At 69.3% G+C, this 20,373-nt stretch carries 20 protein-coding genes; 15 read left to right on the plus strand and 5 right to left on the minus strand.

Going from position 1 to position 20,373, the window contains the following annotated elements; all coding sequences use genetic code 11:
• Positions 1–247: 247 nt before the first annotated feature.
• The 4 genes from ACLJPX_RS43020 to ACLJPX_RS43035 all read left to right on the plus strand — a co-directional run bounded on the left by ACLJPX_RS43020 (position 248) and on the right by ACLJPX_RS43035 (position 5,860).
• On the plus strand, positions 248–2,860 hold the full coding sequence (locus ACLJPX_RS43020; protein ID WP_410605902.1) for a CHAT domain-containing protein: 2,613 nt from the start codon (positions 248–250) through the stop codon (positions 2,858–2,860).
• Positions 2,861–3,097: 237 nt separating this feature from the next.
• Positions 3,098–3,613: a lytic polysaccharide monooxygenase auxiliary activity family 9 protein gene (locus ACLJPX_RS43025; protein ID WP_184900112.1), complete on the plus strand. Its 516-nt coding sequence runs from the start codon at positions 3,098–3,100 to the stop codon at positions 3,611–3,613.
• A gap of 78 nt (positions 3,614–3,691) precedes the next feature.
• The gene (locus ACLJPX_RS43030; RefSeq protein ID WP_410605903.1) at positions 3,692–4,639 is read left to right on the plus strand and encodes a DNA polymerase domain-containing protein; all 948 of its coding nucleotides are present in this window, start codon (positions 3,692–3,694) and stop codon (positions 4,637–4,639) included.
• Positions 4,640–4,705: 66 nt separating this feature from the next.
• Entirely contained in the window at positions 4,706–5,860 is a 1,155-nt protein-coding gene (locus tag ACLJPX_RS43035) for a 4-hydroxybenzoate 3-monooxygenase (protein ID WP_410605904.1), read from the plus strand.
• 175 nt (positions 5,861–6,035) lie between these two features.
• Here ACLJPX_RS43035 and ACLJPX_RS43040 read toward each other — a convergent pair whose 3' ends face one another.
• The 3 genes from ACLJPX_RS43040 to ACLJPX_RS43050 all read right to left on the minus strand — a co-directional run bounded on the left by ACLJPX_RS43040 (position 6,036) and on the right by ACLJPX_RS43050 (position 8,653).
• On the minus strand, positions 6,036–6,662 hold the full coding sequence (locus ACLJPX_RS43040) for an AAA family ATPase (protein WP_410605905.1): 627 nt from the start codon (positions 6,660–6,662) through the stop codon (positions 6,036–6,038).
• Between the two features lie 66 nt (positions 6,663–6,728).
• The gene (locus ACLJPX_RS43045) at positions 6,729–7,394 is read right to left on the minus strand and encodes a DUF998 domain-containing protein (protein WP_410605906.1); all 666 of its coding nucleotides are present in this window, start codon (positions 7,392–7,394) and stop codon (positions 6,729–6,731) included.
• A 107-nt stretch (positions 7,395–7,501) separates the two neighbouring features.
• On the minus strand, positions 7,502–8,653 hold the full coding sequence (locus ACLJPX_RS43050) for a beta-ketoacyl synthase N-terminal-like domain-containing protein (RefSeq protein ID WP_410605907.1): 1,152 nt from the start codon (positions 8,651–8,653) through the stop codon (positions 7,502–7,504).
• A 134-nt stretch (positions 8,654–8,787) separates the two neighbouring features.
• Here ACLJPX_RS43050 and ACLJPX_RS43055 point away from each other — a divergent pair, with 134 nt between their 5' ends.
• From ACLJPX_RS43055 to ACLJPX_RS43070, 4 genes are all read left to right on the plus strand, one after another.
• Positions 8,788–11,364: an EAL domain-containing protein gene (locus ACLJPX_RS43055; RefSeq protein WP_410605908.1), complete on the plus strand. Its 2,577-nt coding sequence runs from the start codon at positions 8,788–8,790 to the stop codon at positions 11,362–11,364.
• 131 nt (positions 11,365–11,495) lie between these two features.
• Complete coding sequence (locus ACLJPX_RS43060) at positions 11,496–12,077, plus strand: hypothetical protein (RefSeq protein ID WP_410605909.1); 582 nt, start codon at positions 11,496–11,498, stop codon at positions 12,075–12,077.
• A 100-nt stretch (positions 12,078–12,177) separates the two neighbouring features.
• Complete coding sequence (locus ACLJPX_RS43065; RefSeq protein WP_410605910.1) at positions 12,178–12,741, plus strand: TetR/AcrR family transcriptional regulator; 564 nt, start codon at positions 12,178–12,180, stop codon at positions 12,739–12,741.
• 1 nt (position 12,742) lies between these two features.
• Positions 12,743–13,105 carry a tautomerase family protein gene (locus ACLJPX_RS43070; protein WP_410605911.1) on the plus strand — a complete coding sequence of 121 codons (363 nt, stop codon included), beginning with the start codon at positions 12,743–12,745 and terminating at the stop codon, positions 13,103–13,105.
• On the opposite strand, the gene ACLJPX_RS43075 is transcribed toward ACLJPX_RS43070, so the two are convergent.
• The gene (locus ACLJPX_RS43075) at positions 13,106–13,819 is read right to left on the minus strand and encodes a CDP-alcohol phosphatidyltransferase family protein (RefSeq protein WP_410605912.1); all 714 of its coding nucleotides are present in this window, start codon (positions 13,817–13,819) and stop codon (positions 13,106–13,108) included.
• Positions 13,820–13,879: 60 nt separating this feature from the next.
• Between ACLJPX_RS43075 and ACLJPX_RS43080 the strand changes: the two genes are divergently transcribed.
• From ACLJPX_RS43080 to ribA, 6 genes are read left to right on the plus strand one after another with little or no spacing between them, the layout of a single operon-like run.
• Positions 13,880–14,860 carry a dehydrogenase gene (locus ACLJPX_RS43080; protein WP_410605913.1) on the plus strand — a complete coding sequence of 327 codons (981 nt, stop codon included), beginning with the start codon at positions 13,880–13,882 and terminating at the stop codon, positions 14,858–14,860.
• 22 nt (positions 14,861–14,882) lie between these two features.
• Entirely contained in the window at positions 14,883–15,281 is a 399-nt protein-coding gene (locus ACLJPX_RS43085; protein WP_101612701.1) for a 6-pyruvoyl trahydropterin synthase family protein, read from the plus strand.
• Positions 15,278–16,345 (plus strand): glycosyltransferase family 4 protein, encoded by a 1,068-nt coding sequence (locus ACLJPX_RS43090; protein ID WP_410605914.1) that lies wholly within the window; start codon positions 15,278–15,280, stop codon positions 16,343–16,345. The genes ACLJPX_RS43085 and ACLJPX_RS43090 overlap by 4 nt, the downstream gene beginning before the upstream one ends.
• The gene (locus ACLJPX_RS43095; protein ID WP_410605915.1) at positions 16,342–17,160 is read left to right on the plus strand and encodes an SAM-dependent methyltransferase; all 819 of its coding nucleotides are present in this window, start codon (positions 16,342–16,344) and stop codon (positions 17,158–17,160) included. Before ACLJPX_RS43090 ends, ACLJPX_RS43095 begins: the two co-directional genes overlap by 4 nt.
• Positions 17,157–18,137: a lysylphosphatidylglycerol synthase transmembrane domain-containing protein gene (locus ACLJPX_RS43100; RefSeq protein ID WP_410605916.1), complete on the plus strand. Its 981-nt coding sequence runs from the start codon at positions 17,157–17,159 to the stop codon at positions 18,135–18,137. The genes ACLJPX_RS43095 and ACLJPX_RS43100 overlap by 4 nt, the downstream gene beginning before the upstream one ends.
• The gene (ribA, locus tag ACLJPX_RS43105; RefSeq protein ID WP_410605917.1) at positions 18,134–18,802 is read left to right on the plus strand and encodes a GTP cyclohydrolase II; all 669 of its coding nucleotides are present in this window, start codon (positions 18,134–18,136) and stop codon (positions 18,800–18,802) included. The genes ACLJPX_RS43100 and ribA overlap by 4 nt, the downstream gene beginning before the upstream one ends.
• Positions 18,803–18,830: 28 nt before the next feature.
• Here ribA and ACLJPX_RS43110 read toward each other — a convergent pair whose 3' ends face one another.
• A complete protein-coding gene (locus ACLJPX_RS43110) occupies positions 18,831–19,526 on the minus strand; it encodes a creatininase family protein (protein ID WP_410605918.1) in 696 nt (231 codons plus the stop codon).
• 17 nt (positions 19,527–19,543) lie between these two features.
• Here ACLJPX_RS43110 and ACLJPX_RS43115 point away from each other — a divergent pair, with 17 nt between their 5' ends.
• Positions 19,544–20,332, plus strand: a complete 789-nt coding sequence (locus ACLJPX_RS43115) for an inositol monophosphatase family protein (RefSeq protein ID WP_410605919.1) — start codon at positions 19,544–19,546, stop codon at positions 20,330–20,332.
• The last annotated feature ends 41 nt before the right edge of the window (positions 20,333–20,373 follow it).

The following is a 20,373-nucleotide window of genomic DNA, read 5'->3' on the forward strand; positions in this document are numbered from 1 at the left end:
GTCAAGGATCCCATCGGTGAGGAAGAGCCGGTCGACCCGGCTCAGCCCAGGCCCGACCAGGGAGAACACCAGCACAGCCCCGACTGCGAGCACCAGAACGAACGAGTCTGGGACTGTCCTGGCGGATGCGCTCAGACGCCGCCGCCCACTCCCTGAGCACACTCCTGGCTGAAGAGGGTTCGCCCGTCACCCGGGTAAGAACCGGTGGCGGGCGACTCTCGGCTACGGAGTGTGCTGTCATAGATCAGTGGCGGTTACACAGCTCGATCAAGCCGATGTCATTCGCAAGGCGCGCGAACTCCAGCGCGCCGGTATCGATGCCGCGTGTTCGGCCCGTCAACGTGAGGGAATTCTCCTGCTGCGGCGGGGGATGGCTCTGCTCGATTCGATCCATCCGGTCGCCGAACGGATGAGGAACGACTGGCTGGCCACCCGGATCCGGCTGGCTTCCAGCATCGCGACCGTGGGGTCGGAGACCAGCGGGGGCGTGGCTTCCGGTCTCGCGGGCCTGGACGACGTCCGGTTGTTGCTCAAAGCGGTGGACGACCCCCGGCTCCACGCGGAATTGCGCGGTCAGCTCGACCACAATTACGGACTCCTGCTCATGGCGGTGGGGCGGAACGAGGAAAGCACGGCGTATTTCGATTCCTCGCTCGCGCACAAAGAGGCCCTCCTGGCCATGGAAAAGGATCCCGCGCCCTCGCTCGATCCGTACCTGGGCACGTTGACCACCCGGGGGCTGGCCTACACCAGGCTCGGCGACATCCGCCGCGCCAGGCGGGACCTAGCCAACGCCGTGGCGCTCGCGGAACGCAACGGCCTGCACGCCCAGGCCGCGGACGTCCGCCGCCCGCTGGGCACGCTGGAACTCCGCGTCGGGAACGTGCCCGCCGCATTGCGGCTCTACGAGGAAAGCGAGCGGATCTACCGATCTCTCGACCTGGAGATCCCGCCGCTGCTGCGGTGGGAACGGGCCGAAGCACTGCTGACCGCGGGCCTGGCCGAAGAGGCCGGAGTACATCTCGACGAGATCCTGCCGGTGATGCTGGAACAGCGGAGCATCACCAGGGATCTGGGCGGGGTGGAGCTGTTCCGCGCGTCCGCGGCGCTGATGACCGACGACCTGGAGCTCGCCCGGACGTACGCCTCTTCGGCCCGGCGCCGGACGCTGCGCTGGGGATGTCAGACCTGTGTCGCCAACGCGACGATCGTCGGCCTTCGTGCCGACGTGCGGGATGCGTTGCGTACCAACGAGATCCCGGCCAACCTGACGGCCCGTGCGCTGCGGGCGGCGAACGCGATGCCGATGCCGAGGCTCGCCGATCAGGCGGCCTTGGCGCGCATGCTGGCCGTCCGGGTCGAGCTGCGGAAGGGAAAACGCAAGCGCGCCGCCGAACTGCTGGCGCGGATTCCGCAGCCGGGCCGGTTGACCACCGTCGATTACCGGATGCTGCGACGGCTCTGCCGCGCGGAACTCGCGGTCGAAGAGGGGGACAAGGCCAGGGCGCTGGCCGAGATCAGGGGCGGGCTCACCGAACTCGACCGGGTCCGCGACCGGATGGGCGGCCTCGAACTGGTGTCCGGGACGGCGCTGCACGGCAGGGAGCTGGCGGATCTGGCCGTCAAGATCGTGCTCGAACGCGCGGACGCGGCCCGGTTGTTCGGCTGGACGGAACGGACCCGCGCGCAAAGTTACCGGTACGAACCTGTTGCCGCGAGCGATCCGGATCTCGCCGAGCGCGTCGGTGAGGTCCGGGGTCTCGATCAGGCGATCCACCAGGCGCAGCACGACGGGCATCCGACGGCGGCCTTGCGGGCGAAACACGCCGAGCGGTTGCGTGAGGCGCATCGGCTCGGGTGGCACGCCGGACGCTGGGGCAGGCCGCGGCCGATCGCGCGGCTCGCCGAGGTCGCCGACGAGCTGGGCGAACGCGCGCTGGTGAGCTTCGTGTCCTCCGGAGACGACCTGGTGGCGGTGGTCGTCGCGGGCGGGCGGTGCGAACTGGTGCGGCTCGGCTCGGCGGCGTCGGCGGCGGAGTCCGCGCGGATGCTGAACGTCGATCTCGACGCCCTCGCGCCGGATCACCTGCCGCCGCCCCTGGTCCAGGCGGTACTCGGTTCGGCGCGGAAACAGGCCGAACGGCTCGACGCCCAGCTCATCCGGCCGCTGGAGCGGCTGCTCGGCGACCGCGGCCTGGTCGTCGTGCCGACCGGTCCGCTGTTCGCCATCCCGTGGGGGGTGCTGCCGGCGCTGCGGTCGCGGCCGATCGTCGTGGCCCCGTCGGCGACCGCCTGGCTGGGAGCCGAACGCACGACGGTCCCCGAGGCGCGGAAGGTCGTCCTCGTCAGCGGCCCCGGCCTCGTGGGGACCAGGGGTGAGCTGGCCAAACTCGCCACGCACTACCGGACGGCGCATACGCTGACCGGGCCGGACGCGACGGTGCGGTCCGTCCTCGGCGCGCTGGACGGCGCGAAGCTCGCGCACATCGCCGCGCACGGTGCGCACGAGCCCGAGAACGCCTTGTTCTCCCGGCTGGAACTGGCCGATGGCATCCTTTTCGCGCACGAGATGGCCGGGCTCGCGCAGCCGCCGTCGCAAGTCGTCTTCGCGTCGTGCGAACTGGCGCTGAACCGGATCCGGCCCGGCGACGAAGTCCTCGGTTTCGCCAGCGCGCTGCTCGCGAGCGGTTCGCGGACGGTGATCGCACCGTTGAGCCGAGTCGGTGACGAAGCCGCCGCGGCCGCGATGGACGACTACCACCGTGGACTCGCCGACGGGGCCGGCCCGGCGACGGCGCTCGCGGACACCATCGCGGTTGATCCGTTCCGGCGACCCTTCGTCTGTTTGGGTGCGGGCTGATCGCACGGCTTGACAACCCCTGTTCGATCTTCACGACTCCAAGTGCCCGGTTGGTTACTCTTGACCGAGTCGTCTGAACCAATTATGGTCTAGACCACATTCGCCGCTCGGCGCTTCGGCGGATGTGGTCCCAACCTTCATTGGTTTTTCGCTCGCCGTGGCCCAGGAACCTCGAGCTCCACGGACGGTTCCGCCACCCGGGTCAGCGGTGGGTGCACAGATGGGAAAGGGGTAGGCATGAGCTTCAAACGACGGCTTTTGACCCTGGCGGCAGGTGCGGCAACGGTGCCGGCGGTTCTGGTCGCGATCCCGGCGGGTACCGCCAGCGCGCACGGCTACGTCTCCTCACCTGCCAGCAGGCAGGCGCAGTGCGCTCAGAACACCGTTTCCTGCGGTGACATCAAATGGGAACCGCAAAGCGTCGAAGGCCCCAAGGGTCTCATGAGCTGTAACGGCGGCGTCGGCCGTTTCGCGGACCTCAACAATGACAGCAAGGGCTGGAAGGTGCATTCCCTCGGCCGTACCACCACGTTCCGGTGGACGATCACGGCTCGCCACCGCACCAGCACGTGGGAGTACTTCGTCGACGGCGCGAAGGTCGCGACCGTCAACGACAACGGCGCGCAGCCGGGTGCCACGGTCACGCACAGCGTGAACCTGCAGCAGAGCGGGCGGCACAAGATCCTCGCCCGCTGGAACGTCTACGACACGGCGAACGCGTTTTACGCCTGCATCGACGCCAACATCAGCTAAGCGTCGGCCTCGTGAGTGGTAAGGGCGGTTAGAACCGTCCGTACCACTCACGAGGCTTTTTGTGTCAGGCTCACCGTCATGAGCGATGACGAGCGCGACGGGGTCAAGCTGACCAACCTCGACCAGCCGTTGTTCGAGGGCGCGACGAAACGCGATCTCGTCGATTACCTGGACTTCGTCGCGGGCCGTCTCCTCCCGGTACTGGAGAACCGGCCGCTGTCGGTGATCCGCGTCCTGCGCGGCCAGGACCCGTTCATGCAGAAGAACCTGCCCAAATACACACCCGGCTGGGTGAAGCGGCACGAAATCTGGGCGGAGACCTCCCAGCGGCAGGTGTCGTACGCGCTGTGCGACGACCGCCGCACGTTGCTGTGGTTCGCGAACCAGCGCGCCGTCGAGTATCACCCGACGTTGATGACCGCCGGGGACGTCGCGGGCCCGACCCATCTCGTCCTGGACCTCGACCCGCCGCCGGGTGACGATTTCGCGCACGTGGTGAAGGCCGCGGGGCTGGTGCGGCAGGCGCTCTCCGATTCGGGGCTCGCCGGTGCGGTGAAGACCAGTGGTTCCAAGGGAGTGCACATCTTCGTCCCGCTGGTGCCGGGGCAGACCTTCGAAGACGTCGCGGCCGCGACCCGCGCCCTTTCCGCTCGCGCGGAGCAGGTCGACCCGTCGGTCGCGACGACCGCGTACATCGTGGAAGACCGCGAGGGCAAGGTGTACCTCGATTCGACGCGGGCAGGCGGGAACACGGTCGCGGCGGCGTACAGCCCGCGTTTGCGGCCGGGACTGCCGGTGTCGTTCCCGGTCGCCTGGGACGCCTTGGCGGACGTGGTCCCCGCCGACTTCACCGTCTACACGGCGCCGGGTCTGCTCGGCGACAAGGATCCGTGGGCCGAGGCGATGCCCGCGCCGCAGACGTTGCCCGCCGACCTCGTCGAACAGGGGCACACGATCCCGATCGCGCGTGTCGTGGCGATGCACGAAGGGAAACGCCGGGCGAGGTTGCGTGCCCAGAAGGGCTGAACATCCCCCGGGTGAACGCAGTTTGTGTACCGTGGATCGCAGTGGGGGAGGGCACGGGGGGCTTTCGTGGGGAAGAACGACGCCGATGTACTGATCGTGGGAGCGGGTCCGGCCGGGCTGGTCGTGGGAAATCTTTTGCGCGCGGCCGGAATCGACTGCCTGATCCTGGAGCGGAAAAGCCGGGAGTACGTCGAAAACCGTGCCAGGGCGGGATTCCTGGCCGCGAACAGTGTCCGTGTCCTCGACGGGAACGGCCTCGCCGACGGGCTTCTCGCCAACGGCGTCCGGCATGACACCTGCGCCTTCCGTGCCGAACAAGGGGAATTCGAGCTCAAGTACGGCGAACTCGGCGGCGGCGAGGTGCACACCGTCTATCCGCAGCAATTCCTGGTCACCGATCTGATCGCGGAATTCCTCGCCCGCGGCGGGGAGATCCGGTTCGAGACCGAGGTTTCGTCGGTGTCGGGGACGGAGGCCACCATCATCGCCGACGACCGTCTCCTGCGCGCCGAGTACATCGCCGGCTGCGACGGCAGGCACGGCGTCTCGCGGAGATCCGTTCCCGCCAAGGTCTTCCAGCGAGACCATGCGATCTCGTGGCTCGCGATCCTCGCCGAGGCGCCGCCCAGTATGTCCGCGATCGGTTACGCGCTCCACGAACGCGGTTTCGCCGGGCATATGGCGAGGACGCCGACGGTGACGCGCTACTACCTCGAAGTCCCGCGCGGCGAGGATCCGGACGCCTGGACCGACGACCGGGTCTGGGACGAGCTGCACCTGCGGATGCGCGGCGAGCGGTACGGCGCGCTCAAACGCGGCCCCGTCATCGAACGGCGGATCGTGGACCTGGGTTCGCACGTGATGGACACGATCCAGCGCGGGAAACTGTTCCTCGCGGGCGACGCGGCGAGCCTGATCAGTCCCGCCGCGGCGAAAGGCGCCAATCTCGCGCTGATGGAGGCGGAGATCCTCGCCAAGGCGTTGATCGCCGCCCACGAAACGGACGACACGACGGCGCTCGACCACTACTCCGCGGAGTGCCTGCCGCGGATCTGGCGCGCGCAGGAGTTCTCGCAGTGGATGATCGGTCTCCTGCACAGTCCGGCCGGATACGACGACGAGGCCCTGTTCCAGCGGGCCCTGCGGGACGCGCGGCTGGAGAGCCTGCGGGTTTCCCGTGCGCACCAGGACTTCTTCGCCGAGAACTACGTGGGGATCTGACCCGATCCGGGGATGGGATGAACCGGTGGATCAGCACGTCCGTATCTCCGTGCGAAGGTCCTTCGCGGCGTGGAAAGGACGAACGACGATGCCGGTACGCATCCGCTGGGCGCCAGGGAACCCGTGTCCGCCCCCGAACCGACCAGGACCTTCGGACGAACCCGAGCCGGAACCGCTAACCTGCGCGCACTGTGGGTGCGCCGGGCCGGTCGACCGGGAGGAGCCGGACGTCGCCTGAGCGGCCTCTTCCCGGCTCCTCTTCGGTGACGAACCGCAGCGCCCCGGTGACCTCGCGGGTCACCATCCGCGCGCCGTGCCAGCCTGCCGGGACCCAGCCGGCGCGCAGGTCGCGGCGCACCTTCTCGGCCCTTCTGACGTGGCGGGCGAACGACCGCGGCCGGATGACGCGCCCGCGCGCGACCTGGCCCGCGCGGGCCTCCTCCGGGGTGACGTCGAGCCACAGCAGCCGGACCGGGCGGCGGCTCACCAGGCCGAGCAGGGCCAGCAGCCCGCGGGTCGTCGCGCGGGTCGACGGCTCGTGCACGACCAGCGGGCCGCCGTCCGCCAGCGCGGCCCGGACGACCCGCGCGCGGTGCCACAGGTGGACCACGGGCCGATAGCACCGGTACGGCAGCGCGGCGGGCAGCCGTCCGCGCAGCCGCGCGCGGACCTGGTCGGAATCGAGCACCGGCATCGCGCCGGTCGCCGCCCGGGCCAGGAGCGTGGTCTTGCCCGCCCCGGGTATCCCCGCGACCACCAGGAGGTCGCGGCGGCCGAGCTGGAGTGCGATGCGCTCAGTCATACCGCGTCAACGACCCGGCCGATGACAAAGGTTCCTTTACCTTGATCGGCCCGGCTCCGGTACAGGTCAGGCCGTCACCCGCGTTCCCGCCGTCACGGTCTTGTCCGGCAGCAGTGTCCCGCCCTTGGTGAGCCACGCGACACCGAACGCGAGGATCGCCACCGACTCCAGCCACAGCGCCGGGTAAAGCGACTTCGTCAGATCGTCGAAGACGAGGCCGCAGAGCACGATCAACGCCAGGCACACCAGCATGATCACGCCCGAGGCGACGTACAGCCGGTTCCGTTCGGGTTTGCGGGCGCCGGGGATCTCCTTGTCCGACTTGGTGAACAGCACGATGCAGAAGAACGCCAGGGTGAGGAAGAAGACCGCGGCGAACCCGAGGTGCAGCAGGCCGAGGATCTCGTCCGTGCGGTCACCGTTCGACGGTGTCGTGGGGAACAGCGCCACGCCGACCGCGGCCACCGCGGCGATGTTCCCGGCGATGTCGTCGATCCGGCCGTAACCCCGGTAGGACAACAGGAAGACACCGATGGCGCACATGACGCCGACCCAGACGTCGCGCATCCCCGAGTAGTAGTAGCCGCTGATCGAGTTGAGCAGGCCGCCGCCGTCGACGGCGATCTTCCCGAAGATCAGCACGAAAGGCAGTCCGATCCCGAGGAAACCGATGGCACGCCGCAAGAACAGGTAGTTGTGGACGAGGTTGTCGGATGCCGTTCTCGGGCTCATGGCCGCCTCCGTGCCTAGTGCGTATCGCTACTTGGCAGTATCGACCCGATGAGCACCGGATATGACACTTCGTGACGACGTTGAGACCGTGTGTTATCGAATAGGAGTCAGGCGGCGTCCAAGACGACGGCGGCGACATACCCGCCCATCCCGATCGACGTCTTGACGGTGAGCCCGCTTTCCGGCCGGGAGGGCCCGTCCATCAGCTGCGGATGCCCGTCCGCCACCGGTTTCGGCGCCGGGACGAGGTCGCGCTGTGCCGCGAGGCAGGTCGCCGCGATCTCGGTCAGCGCGCTGCCGGACTGGCTGTGGCCGGTCAGCGGTTTGATCGAGTAGATCTCCGTACTGCCGGGGAAGACCGCTTCGAGGATCTGGGATTCCGTGCGGTGGCAGAGTTTCGTGCCCGTTCCGTGCGCGTTCAGGTAGCGGACGTCCTTCGCGGTGGCGTTCGCGTTCTCCAAGGCCCCGGTCACCGCCGAGATCGCGTTCGCCGGGTTCGGGTCGAGCGCCATCGCGTTGTGCGCCTCATGGGACATGGCGCCGCCCAGCAAAGTCGCGTACGAGTCGGTCTTCCGCTGGGTCAGCACCACCGCGACCGCGGCCTCGGAGAAGGTGAATCCCCTTGTGCCCTCTTGGAAAGGGCGGCACGCGTCGAGCGGGGGAGTGTCGGTGATCGCCACCCCGCAGTGCACGAAGTTGCGCACCATCGTCCTGGTCGCGGACAGATCGGTGGTGACCACGACGACGTCGTCGGCCATTCCCGCGTCCAGCCACATCTTCGCGGTGAGGACGGCGGCGCTGCCGGTCGCGCACATCGCGGAGGTGGCCATCGACGGGCCGTGGAAACCGAACTCCGACATCAGCGAGGCGATCGGGGTCGAGGGCATCATGCCGATGAACTCGCGCCGGTACATGAGTTCCTCGCCGAGTTCGGTGAGCCTGTCCCAGGTCCGCAGGTCCTCGCGGACGCCGCCGGAGATGACGCCCACCCGCCGTCCCGGCGACCAGCCGCGGGTGCCCGCGTCTTCGATCGCCTCCCGTGCGGCGGCGAGCAGGGCACGGGCGTGCAGGCTGCCGTCCCTCGGTCTGCCGCCCTCGGGGATGTGGGCCACCCAGCCGGGCAGGTCCGGGGTTTCCCCGAAGCCGTCGGTGTACTGGGCGCAGGGGACGCCGCTCGCGAGGCCCTCCCACAGCGATTCGCGCCCCCAGCCGTAGGCGGTTACGGCGCCGATGCCGCAGATGTCTGTTTTGCTCCGCACGTGTTTCCCTTCAACTACATTCCGTCAACGCTGGGGTGGAAAAGCCGCACCGATCAGCTGGACGAGGAGGACGGCTACGTCGATTTAGTGATCTAATCGGAAGCTACATCAGTCGAGTAGGGGGTTTGGATCACATGGATCCTGACGATCTCGACGGTGGGACCCCCGACACCCACCGGCCTTCGGATCAGGATTCCTCGCCAGCGAACGGCACCGCGACCTGCACGGTTGGAGAACCCGACCGTCATGCTTCGCTCGTCCGCCTGCTGACCGAGTTGTCCGCCGAGAGGGATCAACGTGGTGAACCCGCGCTTGCCTTTCTCGGCAAGGGGTACCGCCTTTTGGAGCAAAATTCCGACGGCGGGACTTTGGGTACGCAATACCTCACGATGGTCGAGGCGAGCCCTTACGGGATCTGTGTCCATCAGCGGGGCAAAGTCGTCTTCGTGAACTCGGCCACGATGCGCTTCGTCGGCGCGAGTGTGTCGACCGAAATCATCGGGATGCACATCACGGATCTGGTCGACGCCGGCTCGCAGGACGCGTTGCTGGCGCGGATCGGTTCGCTGGTCGCGCCCGGCTCGTTCAGTGAGCCGACCGAAATGATGCTGCGGACCCTTCAGGGCCACAAGGTCGCCGTCGAATCGCAGGCGGTGCTCACCACCTGGGAGGGCAAACCCGCCTATCAGGTGATCATGCGCGATCTGACCACGCAGAAGGCGGCGGAAGCCGGTCTGCGGTTTCAGGCCGCGCTGGTCGGCCACGCGAGCGACGCGATCATCGCGACCTCGCCCGACGGCCTGGTGACGAGCTGGAACCCGGCGGCCGAGGCCGTCTACGGACACGAACTCGACCAGGTCATCGGGGTGCCGGTGTCCGAGGTCGTGGGCGCGCCGATGAATCCGCGGCAGGTCGTCGCGGCGGGCGGTGTGGTGCAGGCGACGCATTTCAGCGCCGACGGCACGGCGCTCGCGGTCCGCGTCTCCGCGGCCGAGATGTTCGACGGCTACGTGCTGCTGTGCGCCGACGAGACCGCGCAGCGCCGGGCCGAGGCCGAATTCGCCACCGTCGTCGAAACGCTCGACGAAGGGGTGCTGCTGGTCGGCCCCAGCGGGCGGATCGAGCTCGCGAACTCCGCCGCGCACCGGATCTCCGGCGTGCCGGAGGGCTCCCTGGTCGGCCTGGAAAGCCGGACGTTGCGGCTGCACGACGAGCACGGGGCCCCGGTCCCCGTCGACGATCTGCCGTCGGCGCGCGTGCGGCGCTCGGGGAAGGTCGAGACCGGACGGGTCGTGCAGGTGCGGCGGCGCGACGGTGCCCATCGGTGGCTTTCGCTGACGTCCGGTCCGCTGATGGCGCCGGGGCAGAGCGTGCCCTCGGTGCTGACCTCCTTCGCCGACATCACCGAACGGCGGGCGATCAGCGAGCGGCTGGCCTACGAGGCGACCCACGATCCGCTGACCCGGCTCGCGAACCGCACGCTCGCGCTGAACCATCTGCGCCTCACGATCGCGGATCCGTCGCAGACGACCACCGTGCTGTTCATCGACCTCGACAAGTTCAAGATCATCAACGACTCGCTCGGGCACACCGTCGGCGACCAGGTGCTGCGCATCATCGGCGACCGGCTGCGGGCCGCCGCCGGACCTTCGGACCTGGTCGGACGGCTCGGCGGGGACGAGTTCCTGGTCATCACCACCGGTTATCCCGAAGCCGCCGAGGTGCGGGCGCTGGCCGATCACCTCCAGCGGCATCTGGCCGAATCGCTCACCGTGCACGGCAGGGAACTGCATATCAATACGAGCATCGGAATAGTGATCGCAGAACCCGGTGATACCCGCAGTGCCGACGAATTGCTGGAAGACGCCGATCTGGCGATGTATCAGGCGAAAACATTCGGACCGGGCCGCTCTGCTTTCTATGCGCCGATCATGCGGAAACGCGTGCAGGACCGCTTCATCCTGGAGCAGGATCTGCGGAACGCCGTCGCGGACGGGCTGGTCGAGACCGTTTATCAGCCCGTCGTCGATCTGCGGACCGGCGACATGGTCGCGGTGAAGGCGAAGTCCTGTTGGGACCATCCGGTCCGGGGGCCGATCGATCCGGCGGAATTGGCCGAGATCGCCGACGACGGCGATCTTCTGACGATCATCGGTGCGGAGGTCCTTGCCAAGGCCGCCGGTGAGATCTCCCGATGGCGTGCCGATCATGGTGTGCACTGTAATGTGAATGTGAGTCTTTCGGTCCGCCAACTGGGCGATCCCACGTTGCTGCAAGTGGTTCAGACCACACTGGAAGGCGCGGGGCTGGGGCCGCACGATCTGAGCCTCGACGTCGACGAGACGGCGCTGAAGGACGCGGCCGACGCCGTCGACGCGCTGCGGAAGACCGGGGTCAGGGTGACCGCGGAACGGTTCGGCGCCGGGTACTCCTCGCTAGCCCAGCTGTGCCGTCTCGATCTGAACGTGATCGAAATCGATCGGTCGTTCGTGGCCGATCTCGGGCGATCGAGCGACGCCGAACCGATCGTCGCCGGGATCATGGCGATGGCGCACGCCGTCGACCTCGTGGTGGTCGCCGAGGGAGTCGAAACCGCGCGGCAGCTGAAGGTCCTGCACGAACTCGGCTGCGATTGGGCGAAGGGGCCACTGGTCGCGCCGGCCGGTCCGGTCGGGGACCTGAAGTCCGCGTACGAACACGTCGTGCGATGAACCGTGCGGCCTCCGCGCACGTGGTCCCGGGTGAGAACGTTCCTCGCCGCTGACAGGGACCAAAGCCTCCTATCCCTCCGGCTCTTCCCGACGCAGTCTTGTCGGTGGGGAACCGGCGAAGGAGGCCCGTCGTGTCGCTTCTGTTCCTGTGGCGCCGGATCCATCCCGGCCGGAATCCGCTCGCGCGGATCTGGGACCGGATCGAGGCAGTGATCCTCGTCGGCGGCGTCGCGGTGGCGCTGCTCGGTGTCCCGCTGGCCGCGGCGGCCGGTTCCGAGGCCTACGCGGCCATGATGGAGCGCTCGGCGCTCGAGACGGCCGCGCGGCACTCGACGACCGCGTTCCTGCTCGAAGACGCTCCGTCGGCGCGTGTCGGCGTCGATGGGACCCCCTCGGCCGATACCGCTTCGGTGAAGGCGCGGTGGACGTTGCCGGACGGGACGTACCGAGAGGAACTCGTCACCGCCGATCTCGGCGCTTCGGCGGGTGACGGGGTGACCGTGTGGCTCGACGACGCCGAAGCCGTGGTCGATCCGCCGGTGACGCCGATGGACGCGACCAGTACGGGGGTCGGCGTCGGGGTGGGCGTGTGGCTGATCGCGGTGACGCTGCTGGCGGCGGGGTACCTCGTCGCGCGGCACCTGCTGGACCGGGCGCGGCGCGCGGCCTGGGACCGGGAGTGGGAGCGGTTCGGGCAGGACTCGCGCCCCTGAGGCGCGTTTAGCCGACTAAACGCGTTCCGGCGGTGCAAAGGTCCCTTGCTCTCGCCGCGCTGGTTTGCGCTCTGTACCTACTAGTATGTACGGTCTCGGTGTGGACAAGAGGGAACAGCTCATCGAGAGCACTCGCGAACTGCTGTGGGAGCGCGGGTACGTCGGCACCAGCCCCAAGGCGATCCAGGAGCGCTCCGGCGCCGGTCAGGGCAGCATGTACCACCACTTCCAGGGCAAGTCCGGCCTCGCGCTCGCCGCGATCGGCCGCAACGCCGAGGAGCTGCGGGCGAGGGCGGAGGCCGAGTTCGCCGGGCCGGGCACGGTCGTCGAACGGATCACCGTCTACCTGCGCCGCGAGCGCGACGTGCTCAAGGGCTGCCCGGTCGGCAAGCTCACCCAGGATCCCGACGTGATGGCCGATCCGGACCTGCGAAAGCCGGTCGAGGACACCTTCGGCTGGCTCACCGGCCGTCTCGCCGAACTGCTCGAAGAAGGCCGCGCGAACGGCGAATTGGACGCTTCGCTCGATTCCACCGCCACGGCGACCGCGCTGGTCGCGGTCCTGCAGGGCGGTTATGTCCTCGCCCGCGCCGCCGGATCCCCGGACGTGTTCGCGAAAGCCGTCGATGGCGCCCTCGGCCTGCTCGCCACCAAGGAGAACTGACATGCCCTTCGTACGCATCGACGCTGTCGGGACCGACAGGCTCGAAGCCCTCGGCAACGCCGTCCACGACGCGATGGTCGAGACGCTCGGCATCCCGGCCGACGACCGGTTCCAGGTCCTCAACGGCCGGAGCACCTTGAAGTACGACGACTACCTGGGGATCCACCGGGACGAGGGGGTCGTGTTCGTCGCGATCACCATGCGCCCGGGGCGCACCGACGAACGGAAGAAGGCGCTGTACCGGCGGATCGCGGAGCTCGCCGAGGAGTACTCGGGGACCGAGCCGCGGAACGTGCTCGTGACGATCAACGAGACCGATCTGATCAACTGGTCGTTCGGGAACGGAGAGGCGCAGTACGCGTGATCACGCGACGTCGGCCGTCACACGCCGCGTGCCGCTGAAGGCGTGCTGCTCCAGCAGCCACCACGTGTCGCGACCGAAAGACCAGGTCAGCAGTCCGAGCGCGCCCAACGTCACGACGAAACCGGCCCAGAGCGGCAGGATCGTCGAAGCCGCCGCGACCAGCACGATGCCCTGCACCGCCGCGACCGTCTTGCGCGCCAGGCTCGGCGGCAGCGGAGTGTTCAGCCACGGCCACAGCCGGCTCGCGGCGACGAAGACGTACCGCATCGCGCCGATCGTGAGCACCCACGGGCCGAGCGACTGGGCGACGACCACGCTCAGGATCAGGATCAGATACGCGTCGACCTCCATGTCGAAGCGCGCGCCGAGGGGCGACGCCGTACCGGTGCGGCGCGCGACCTGGCCGTCGACGGCGTCCAGGGCGAGCGCGACCGACGCGATGACGACCATCGTGACGATCTCCCCGCCCGCGGTGTCGACGACGAGGGCGGTCACACAGCCGACCAGCCCGGAGCGTCCGAGCGTCACGGCGTCGGCCGGACCGAGGGAGCGCGCGGTGCTCCGGTTCAGGCCGTAGGTCAGGAATCCGCCGACGGCGATGCCGTAGGCCGCTCCGGCGATCCAGCCCAGCGGGCCCAGTCCGGTGACGGCGTCCAGCGTTCCCAACAGTGCCAGCTGGACGAGGACCCCCAGGAAAACTCCGGGGTTGATCACGAGGCCTCCTCGTTATGGTGACGGCGACCCCGTCTCCAGGGTCCGACATGAGAGGACACGATGGAACGCGCCTTCTGGTTCAGTGGTTCCGGTGACGGCGAGCTCCGGCCGGTCACGCTCCCTCCGGTCGGTGACGGCGAGGTGCTGGTCCGCACCCTGTACACCGGCGTGAGCCGGGGTACCGAGACGCTCGTCTTCCGCGGTGAGGTCCCGCCGAGCCAGCGCGAGGCCATGCGCGCGCCGTTCCAGGAGGGCGACTTCCCCGGACCCGTGAAGTACGGCTACCTCAACGTCGGCGTGGTCGAACATGGTCCGGAGCATCTGGCCGGGCAAGTGGTTTTCTGCCTCTATCCACATCAGACCCGTTACGTCGTCCCGGCGTCGGCTGTCACGCCGGTGCCGCACGGGGTGCCGCCGGAGCGCGCGATCCTCGCCGGGACGATCGAGACCGCGGTCAACGCCGTCTGGGACGCGTCGCCGAAACTCGGCGACCGGATCGCCGTCGTCGGCGCCGGGATGGTCGGCAGCAGCGTCGCGAAACTGCTGGCGGGCTTCCCCGCGACCCGGGTACAGCTGATCGACGTCGACCCGGGGCGCGCGAAGATCGCCGAAGCGCTGGGCGTCGAGTTCTCGACACCGGAGGACGCGCTGGGCGACTGCGACCTCGTCGTGCACGCCAGCGCGAGCGAGGCCGGACTGGCGCGGTCGCTGGAACTGCTCGCGCCGGAGGGCGAGGTCGTCGAGCTGAGCTGGTACGGCGACCGCCGGATCAGTGTCCCGCTCGGCGAGAACTTCCACTCACGGCGCCTGACGATCCGCAGCAGCCAGGTCGGCATGGTCTCGCCCGCTCGCCGCACGAACCGGAGCTACGGCGACCGCTTGGCTCTCGCTTTGCGAATTCTGGCCGATCCGGGCTTTGAAGTGCTGGTCAGCGGGGAATGCCGGTTCCAGGAACTGCCGGACGTTCTGCCGCGTCTGGCCGCGAATGAACCAGGAACGCTCTGCCTCCGTGTCACCTATCAGATGGAGGACATGCGTTAAGGGCACGACCGGAGGAGGTCCGTTGTTCAGTATCACCGTCCGCGACCACGTCATGGTGGCCCACAGCTTCCGCGGCGAGGTCTTCGGACCCGCGCAGAAACTGCACGGCGCCACCTTCGTGGTGGACGCGACGTTCCGCCGGTCCGCGCTGGACGCCGACAACATCGTCGTCGACATCGGCAAGGCGACCGAAGAGCTCAAGGCGGTGCTCGCCGACCTGAACTACCGCAACCTCGACGACGTGCCCGAGTTCGCCGGGATCAACACCTCGACCGAATTCCTCGCCAAGGTCATCGCCGACAGGCTCGCCGACCGCGTCCACGCGGGAGCGCTCGGCGAAGGGGCGCGAGGGCTCGAGGGGATCACCGTCTCGCTGCACGAATCCCACGTCGCGTGGGCGAGTTACGAGCGTGTGTTGTGAACGGCCTCCATGTCGTCCTGCCCAACGACATCGACGACCTGAGCGCGCCGAGCGGCGGCAACGTCTACGACCGCCGCCTGTGCGACGGCCTCGCCGCGACGGGCGTGGAGGTCCGCGAGATCGCCGTCCGCGGGAACTGGCCGCGGCCTGACACCGAGGCGCGCAAGGTCCTGGCGCGCAAGCTCGCCGAGCTGCCGGACGGTGCGGCGGTCCTGCTCGACGGGCTGGTCGCCTGCGGGGTGCCCGAGGTGATCGTGCCCGCGGCGCAACGGCTGTCGATCGCGGTGCTGATGCACCTGCCGCTGGCCGACGAGACGGGCCTTTCGCCCTCGCTCGCCGCCGAACTGGACCGTCTGGAGCGCGAGACGCTCGGCGCTGTCGAGGCCGTGGTCGCGACGAGCGACTGGGCGGCGCGGCGGCTGATCGAGCACCACGACCTCGCCCCGCATCGCGTCCACGCCGTCCCGCCCGGCGTCGACAAGGCCGAAGTCTCGCCCGGAAGCCTGAACGGGACGCATCTGGTCTGCGTCGCCAACGTGACCCCGCGCAAGGGGCAGGGCTTGCTCGCGGACGCGCTGAAGTCGCTCACCGATCTCCCGTGGATCTGCGAATGCGTCGGCGCCATCCGCCGCGAGACGCGCTACGTCGAGCGCCTGCGGCGACACATCCTCGGCGAGAGGTTCACCCTCACCGGCCCCCGGTCCGGCGAAGCGCTCGAAGCGACGTACGCGGCCGCAGACCTTCTCGTGCTGCCTTCGCGTGCGGAGACCTACGGCATGGTGGTCACCGAGGCGCTCGCGCACGGTGTTCCCGTGCTCGCGACCGCCGTCGACGCGCTGCCGGACACGCTCGGCCGGTCACCCGACGGCAGCGTGCCCGGGATGCTCGTACCCGGCGAGGACGTCAACGCGCTGGCCGCCGCCCTTCGCCGCTGGCTCACCGAGCCTGAACTGCGTGACCGTCTTCGCGCCTCCGCCCGCCTTCGCCGCGAGACGCTGACCAGCTGGGACGCGACGGCCCGCGGCGTCGCCGCCGTGCTGCTGAACGAAAGGACGGCGGCATGACCAAGTACGCCCCCAGCTGGCTGCAATTGCGGGAGGACGCCGACGCCGCCGCGCGCGCGACCGAGCTGATCGAGCCGGTCCGTTCCTTCTTGAAGACTCAGGACGAGGTCGTCGTCCGGGATCTGGGCTGTGGCACCGGCTCACTCGGCCGCTGGCTGGCCAGGCGGCTGCCCGGCCGCCAGCGCTGGATCCTGCACGACCGCGACACCGATCTGCTCACCCACGCGCTGGCCCGCACCAGTCGTCCGGAGCACGCTTTGGACGGAAGCGAAGTCACCGTCGTCGCCGAAGAACGCGACATCACCGAACTGCGTGCCGAGGACCTCGCCGGGACGTCGCTCGTGGCGGCGTCCGCGCTGCTCGACCTGCTCACCGCCGAGGAGATGAGCAGGCTGGCGGAGGCGTGCGTCGAGGCCAATTGCGCGGTTCTGTTCACGTTGAGCGTTTCGGGCCGGGTCGTGCTGTCGCCCAAGGACAAGTTCGACGTCGAGATCGCCGACGCCTTCAACGCCCACCAGCGCCGGGTGACCAACGGCCGGTGGCTGCTCGGCCCGGACGCGGTGGACGTCGCGTTCGGCGTCTTCGAACGGCTCGGCGCCACCGTGCGGCGGGCCCCGAGCCCGTGGCGGCTCGGGGCGGACCAGGCCGCGCTGACCGCGGAATGGCTCACCGGCTGGGTCGGCGCCGCCCGCGAGCAGCGGCCGGAGCTCGCGGCGGACGGGGACGCCTACCTGCGGTGGCGGCTCGCGCAGTGCGCGGCGGGCGAGCTGAACGCGGTGATCCAGCACGAAGATCTTCTGGTGGTGCCGTCGTGAAGCGATTTTGGCCTTGGCTGAAGATCCTCGGCGCGCTCGGCATCCTCGCCGTTCTCGCCTGGCAACTGGGCACCCGGGCCTTCCTGGACGGGCTGCGCGAGGTCGACGCCACCGGTGTCGCCGCCGCGCTCGGGATCGGCTTCGCGACGACGGTGTTCAGCGCCTGGCGCTGGTGCCTGGTCGCTCGGCGGCTGAGCCTGAAGCTGTCGTTGTGGAGCGCCGTCGGCGAGTACTACCGCGCGTTGTTCCTCAACGGTGTCCTGCCGGCGGGAGTTCTCGGTGACGTCAACCGCGCCGTGCAGCACGGCCGCGAATCCGGTGACGTCCCGCGCGGGGTCCGCGCGGTGGTGCTGGAGCGGACGGCCGGGCAGGTCGCGGTGATCGGCGCTTCGGTCGCCGTCGTGCTCAGTGCGCCTTCCGTAGTCCCGCCGCCGATCGACGGGGTCGTCATGGCCGCCGCGATCGTGGTCGTCGTCGTCGCTTTCGCGGCCGTCGTCACCGGGATGACGGCGGGGAAACACTGGATCCACAGTGGATCGAAGTGGCGCCGCGGTTTCGCCGTCACCCTCGCCGACGTCCGGCTCGGCCTGCTGACCAAGGAGACCTGGCCAGGGGTGAGCCTGCTTTCGGTGGCCACCCTCGCCGGGCACCTCGCCCTGTTCGTCGTCGCCGCTCGGGCGGCCGGGGTCACCGCGCCGGTCGGCGAACTGCTGCCGCTGATGATCCTCGCCCTGCTCGCGATGGGACTGCCGCTGAACATCGGCGGCTGGGGCCCGCGCGAAGGCGTGTGCGCGCTGCTGTTCGGCACGGCCGGGCTCGGTTCGGCGCAGGGTGTCACCGTGGCCGTCGTCTACGGCGTGCTCGCGCTCGTGGCGAGCCTTCCCGGCGCCGCCGTGCTGCTGGCGCGCTCTTTCAAGACTCATACGCCCGCCGCACCGCGCCTCGGGGTACCTGTACGGATAGGAGAAACGCGATGATCGTGGAGAGGGTCGTAGAGACCAGATTGCCGACCCATTACGGCGTTTTCCGCGCGTACGGCTACCTGGACGCCGACGGCACCGAGCAGATGGCGCTGGTGCACGGCGACGTCGAGGGTTCCGGCACGCTGGCGCGGGTCCACTCGGAATGCCTGACCGGCGACGTGTTCGCCTCGATGCACTGCGAATGCGGAGACCAGCTCGCCGCCGCGCTGCGGGCGATCGTCGAAGAGGGCGCGGGAGTCCTCGTGTACGCGCAGGGGCACGAAGGGCGCGGCATCGGCCTGCTCGCGAAACTGAAGGCGATGCGGCTGCAGGACGAAGGACTCGACACCGTCGAGGCGAACATCGCGCTCGGGCTGCCGGTGGACGCGCGGGACTACCGTGCGGCGGCGGCGATCCTGGCCGACCTCGGGGTGCGGTCGGTGCGGCTGCTGTCCAACAACCCGACGAAGGTCGACCAGCTGAAACTGCACGGGGTGCGGATCAGCGAACGGGTGCCGCTGCTGGTCACGCCGAACGACGAGAACCTGCGGTACCTGCGGACGAAACGGGAGCGGATGCACCACTTCCTCCCGCACCTGGACTCGGCCGGCTCGATCGGCACTGTCGGTTCGATCGGCACTGTCGGCTCAGTCGGCTCTGTCGGCTCAGTCGGCTCCTGACCCTCGCTGTTCCCGCGGCGCGGGCGGGTCAGGCGAGCGCGGTCAGGGTGTCTCCGAAGCTCCGCACGAGCGACTCCAGCACCAGCCGCCCCTTCTCCGCCGTCGCCAGCGAAGGCCGTCCCACCACACCGGACTCCGAGTACGGCCGCAGCCCCGTCGTCAGCAGGTGCCGCCGGTCGTCGGCCAGGTGGTCCGCCTCCGCGAAACCGGGCCGGACCAGCGCAGGGTGGGCGTGCAGCAGCAGGGAGGTCTCCAGTTCCCCGGCGTGCATGTCGCTGTCCAGCGACGTCTCCAGTCCGGCCGCGCCGTGCGCCGCCTGCCAGCCTTCGACGCCGGGGAAGAGCGCCATCGGCGACGTCGATTCCTGGACCACGTTGGACAGCACGTAGTTGCCGCCGTGCGCGTTCACCAGCACCAGTTTCGGCACCCCGGAACGGCGCAGCGAGGCGGCGACGTCGTTCACCACGGCGTACAGCGTCGCGGCCGAGATGCTGACCGTTCCCGGCCAGTCCGCGTGTTCGTGCGAGCAGGCGATCGTGATCGGCGGGAGGCGCAGCACCGGGTACGCCGAGGCGAGGGCGTCGGCGATGGTGGTCGCGATGATCGCGTCGGTGGCCAGCGGGAGGTGCGCGCCGTGCTGTTCGAAACTGCCGACGGGCAGCACCGCGACGTCGGCGTCGCGGGCGCGTTCGTCGGCCGTCGTGGTCGTCGGGAACAGATTCACCGGGCTACGGTACCCAGATGACCGACCACGCCGCATTGTTGTCCGTCGCCCGCGAGGCCGTCGCCAAGGCGACCGGGATCATCCGCTCGATGACGTCGTTTTCCGTTGCCGCCAAGGGTGATCGCGACATGGTGACCGACGTCGACCTCGCCGTCGAGGACGCCGTGCGCGAGTTCCTGGCGCGCGAGACCCCGGAGATCGGCATCCTCGGCGAGGAACGCGGGCACCAGGGCGACGAGAACCTGTGGTGGGCGCTCGACCCTGTCGACGGCACGGCCAACTTCGCGCGCGGCATCCCGCTGTGCGGCGTTTCGCTCGGTCTCGTCGACGGTCTCAAGAGCACGGTCGCGGCCATCTCCCTGCCGTTCCTCGATGTCACGTACACCGCTGTGGAGGGCCAGGGCGCGTACGCGGGCGAAGAACGTCTCGAAGCTTCGAAGGCGACGAAGCTGTCCGACGCGATCGTCTCGATCGGAGACTTCGCGGTCGGCGAGGGCGCCGAGGTCAAGAACCGCGTCCGGATGGCGTTGCTGGCCGAACTCGGCGGCCGCGTCCAGCGGGTCCGGTTCCTCGGCTCCGCGGCGATCGACCTGGCCTGGGTCGCGCACGGCAAACTCGACGCGAGCGTCATCCTCGCCAACAAACCGTGGGACACGATGGCGGGTGTCCTGCTGGTGCGCGAGGCCGGGGGAGTGGTCGTCGATACCGATGGCGACGACCACACGGTGCGCTCGGCGGCCACCATCGCGGTCGGGGCCGGACTGCGTGACGAGATCGTCGCCGCGATCGCGCGCGTGCGCGGCTGAAATTTCCGCCTCCAGATGTGAACCGTCCGGACTCCGCGTCC

Source organism: Amycolatopsis sp. lyj-90, assembly GCF_046549035.1.
Taxonomy (GTDB): domain Bacteria; phylum Actinomycetota; class Actinomycetes; order Mycobacteriales; family Pseudonocardiaceae; genus Amycolatopsis.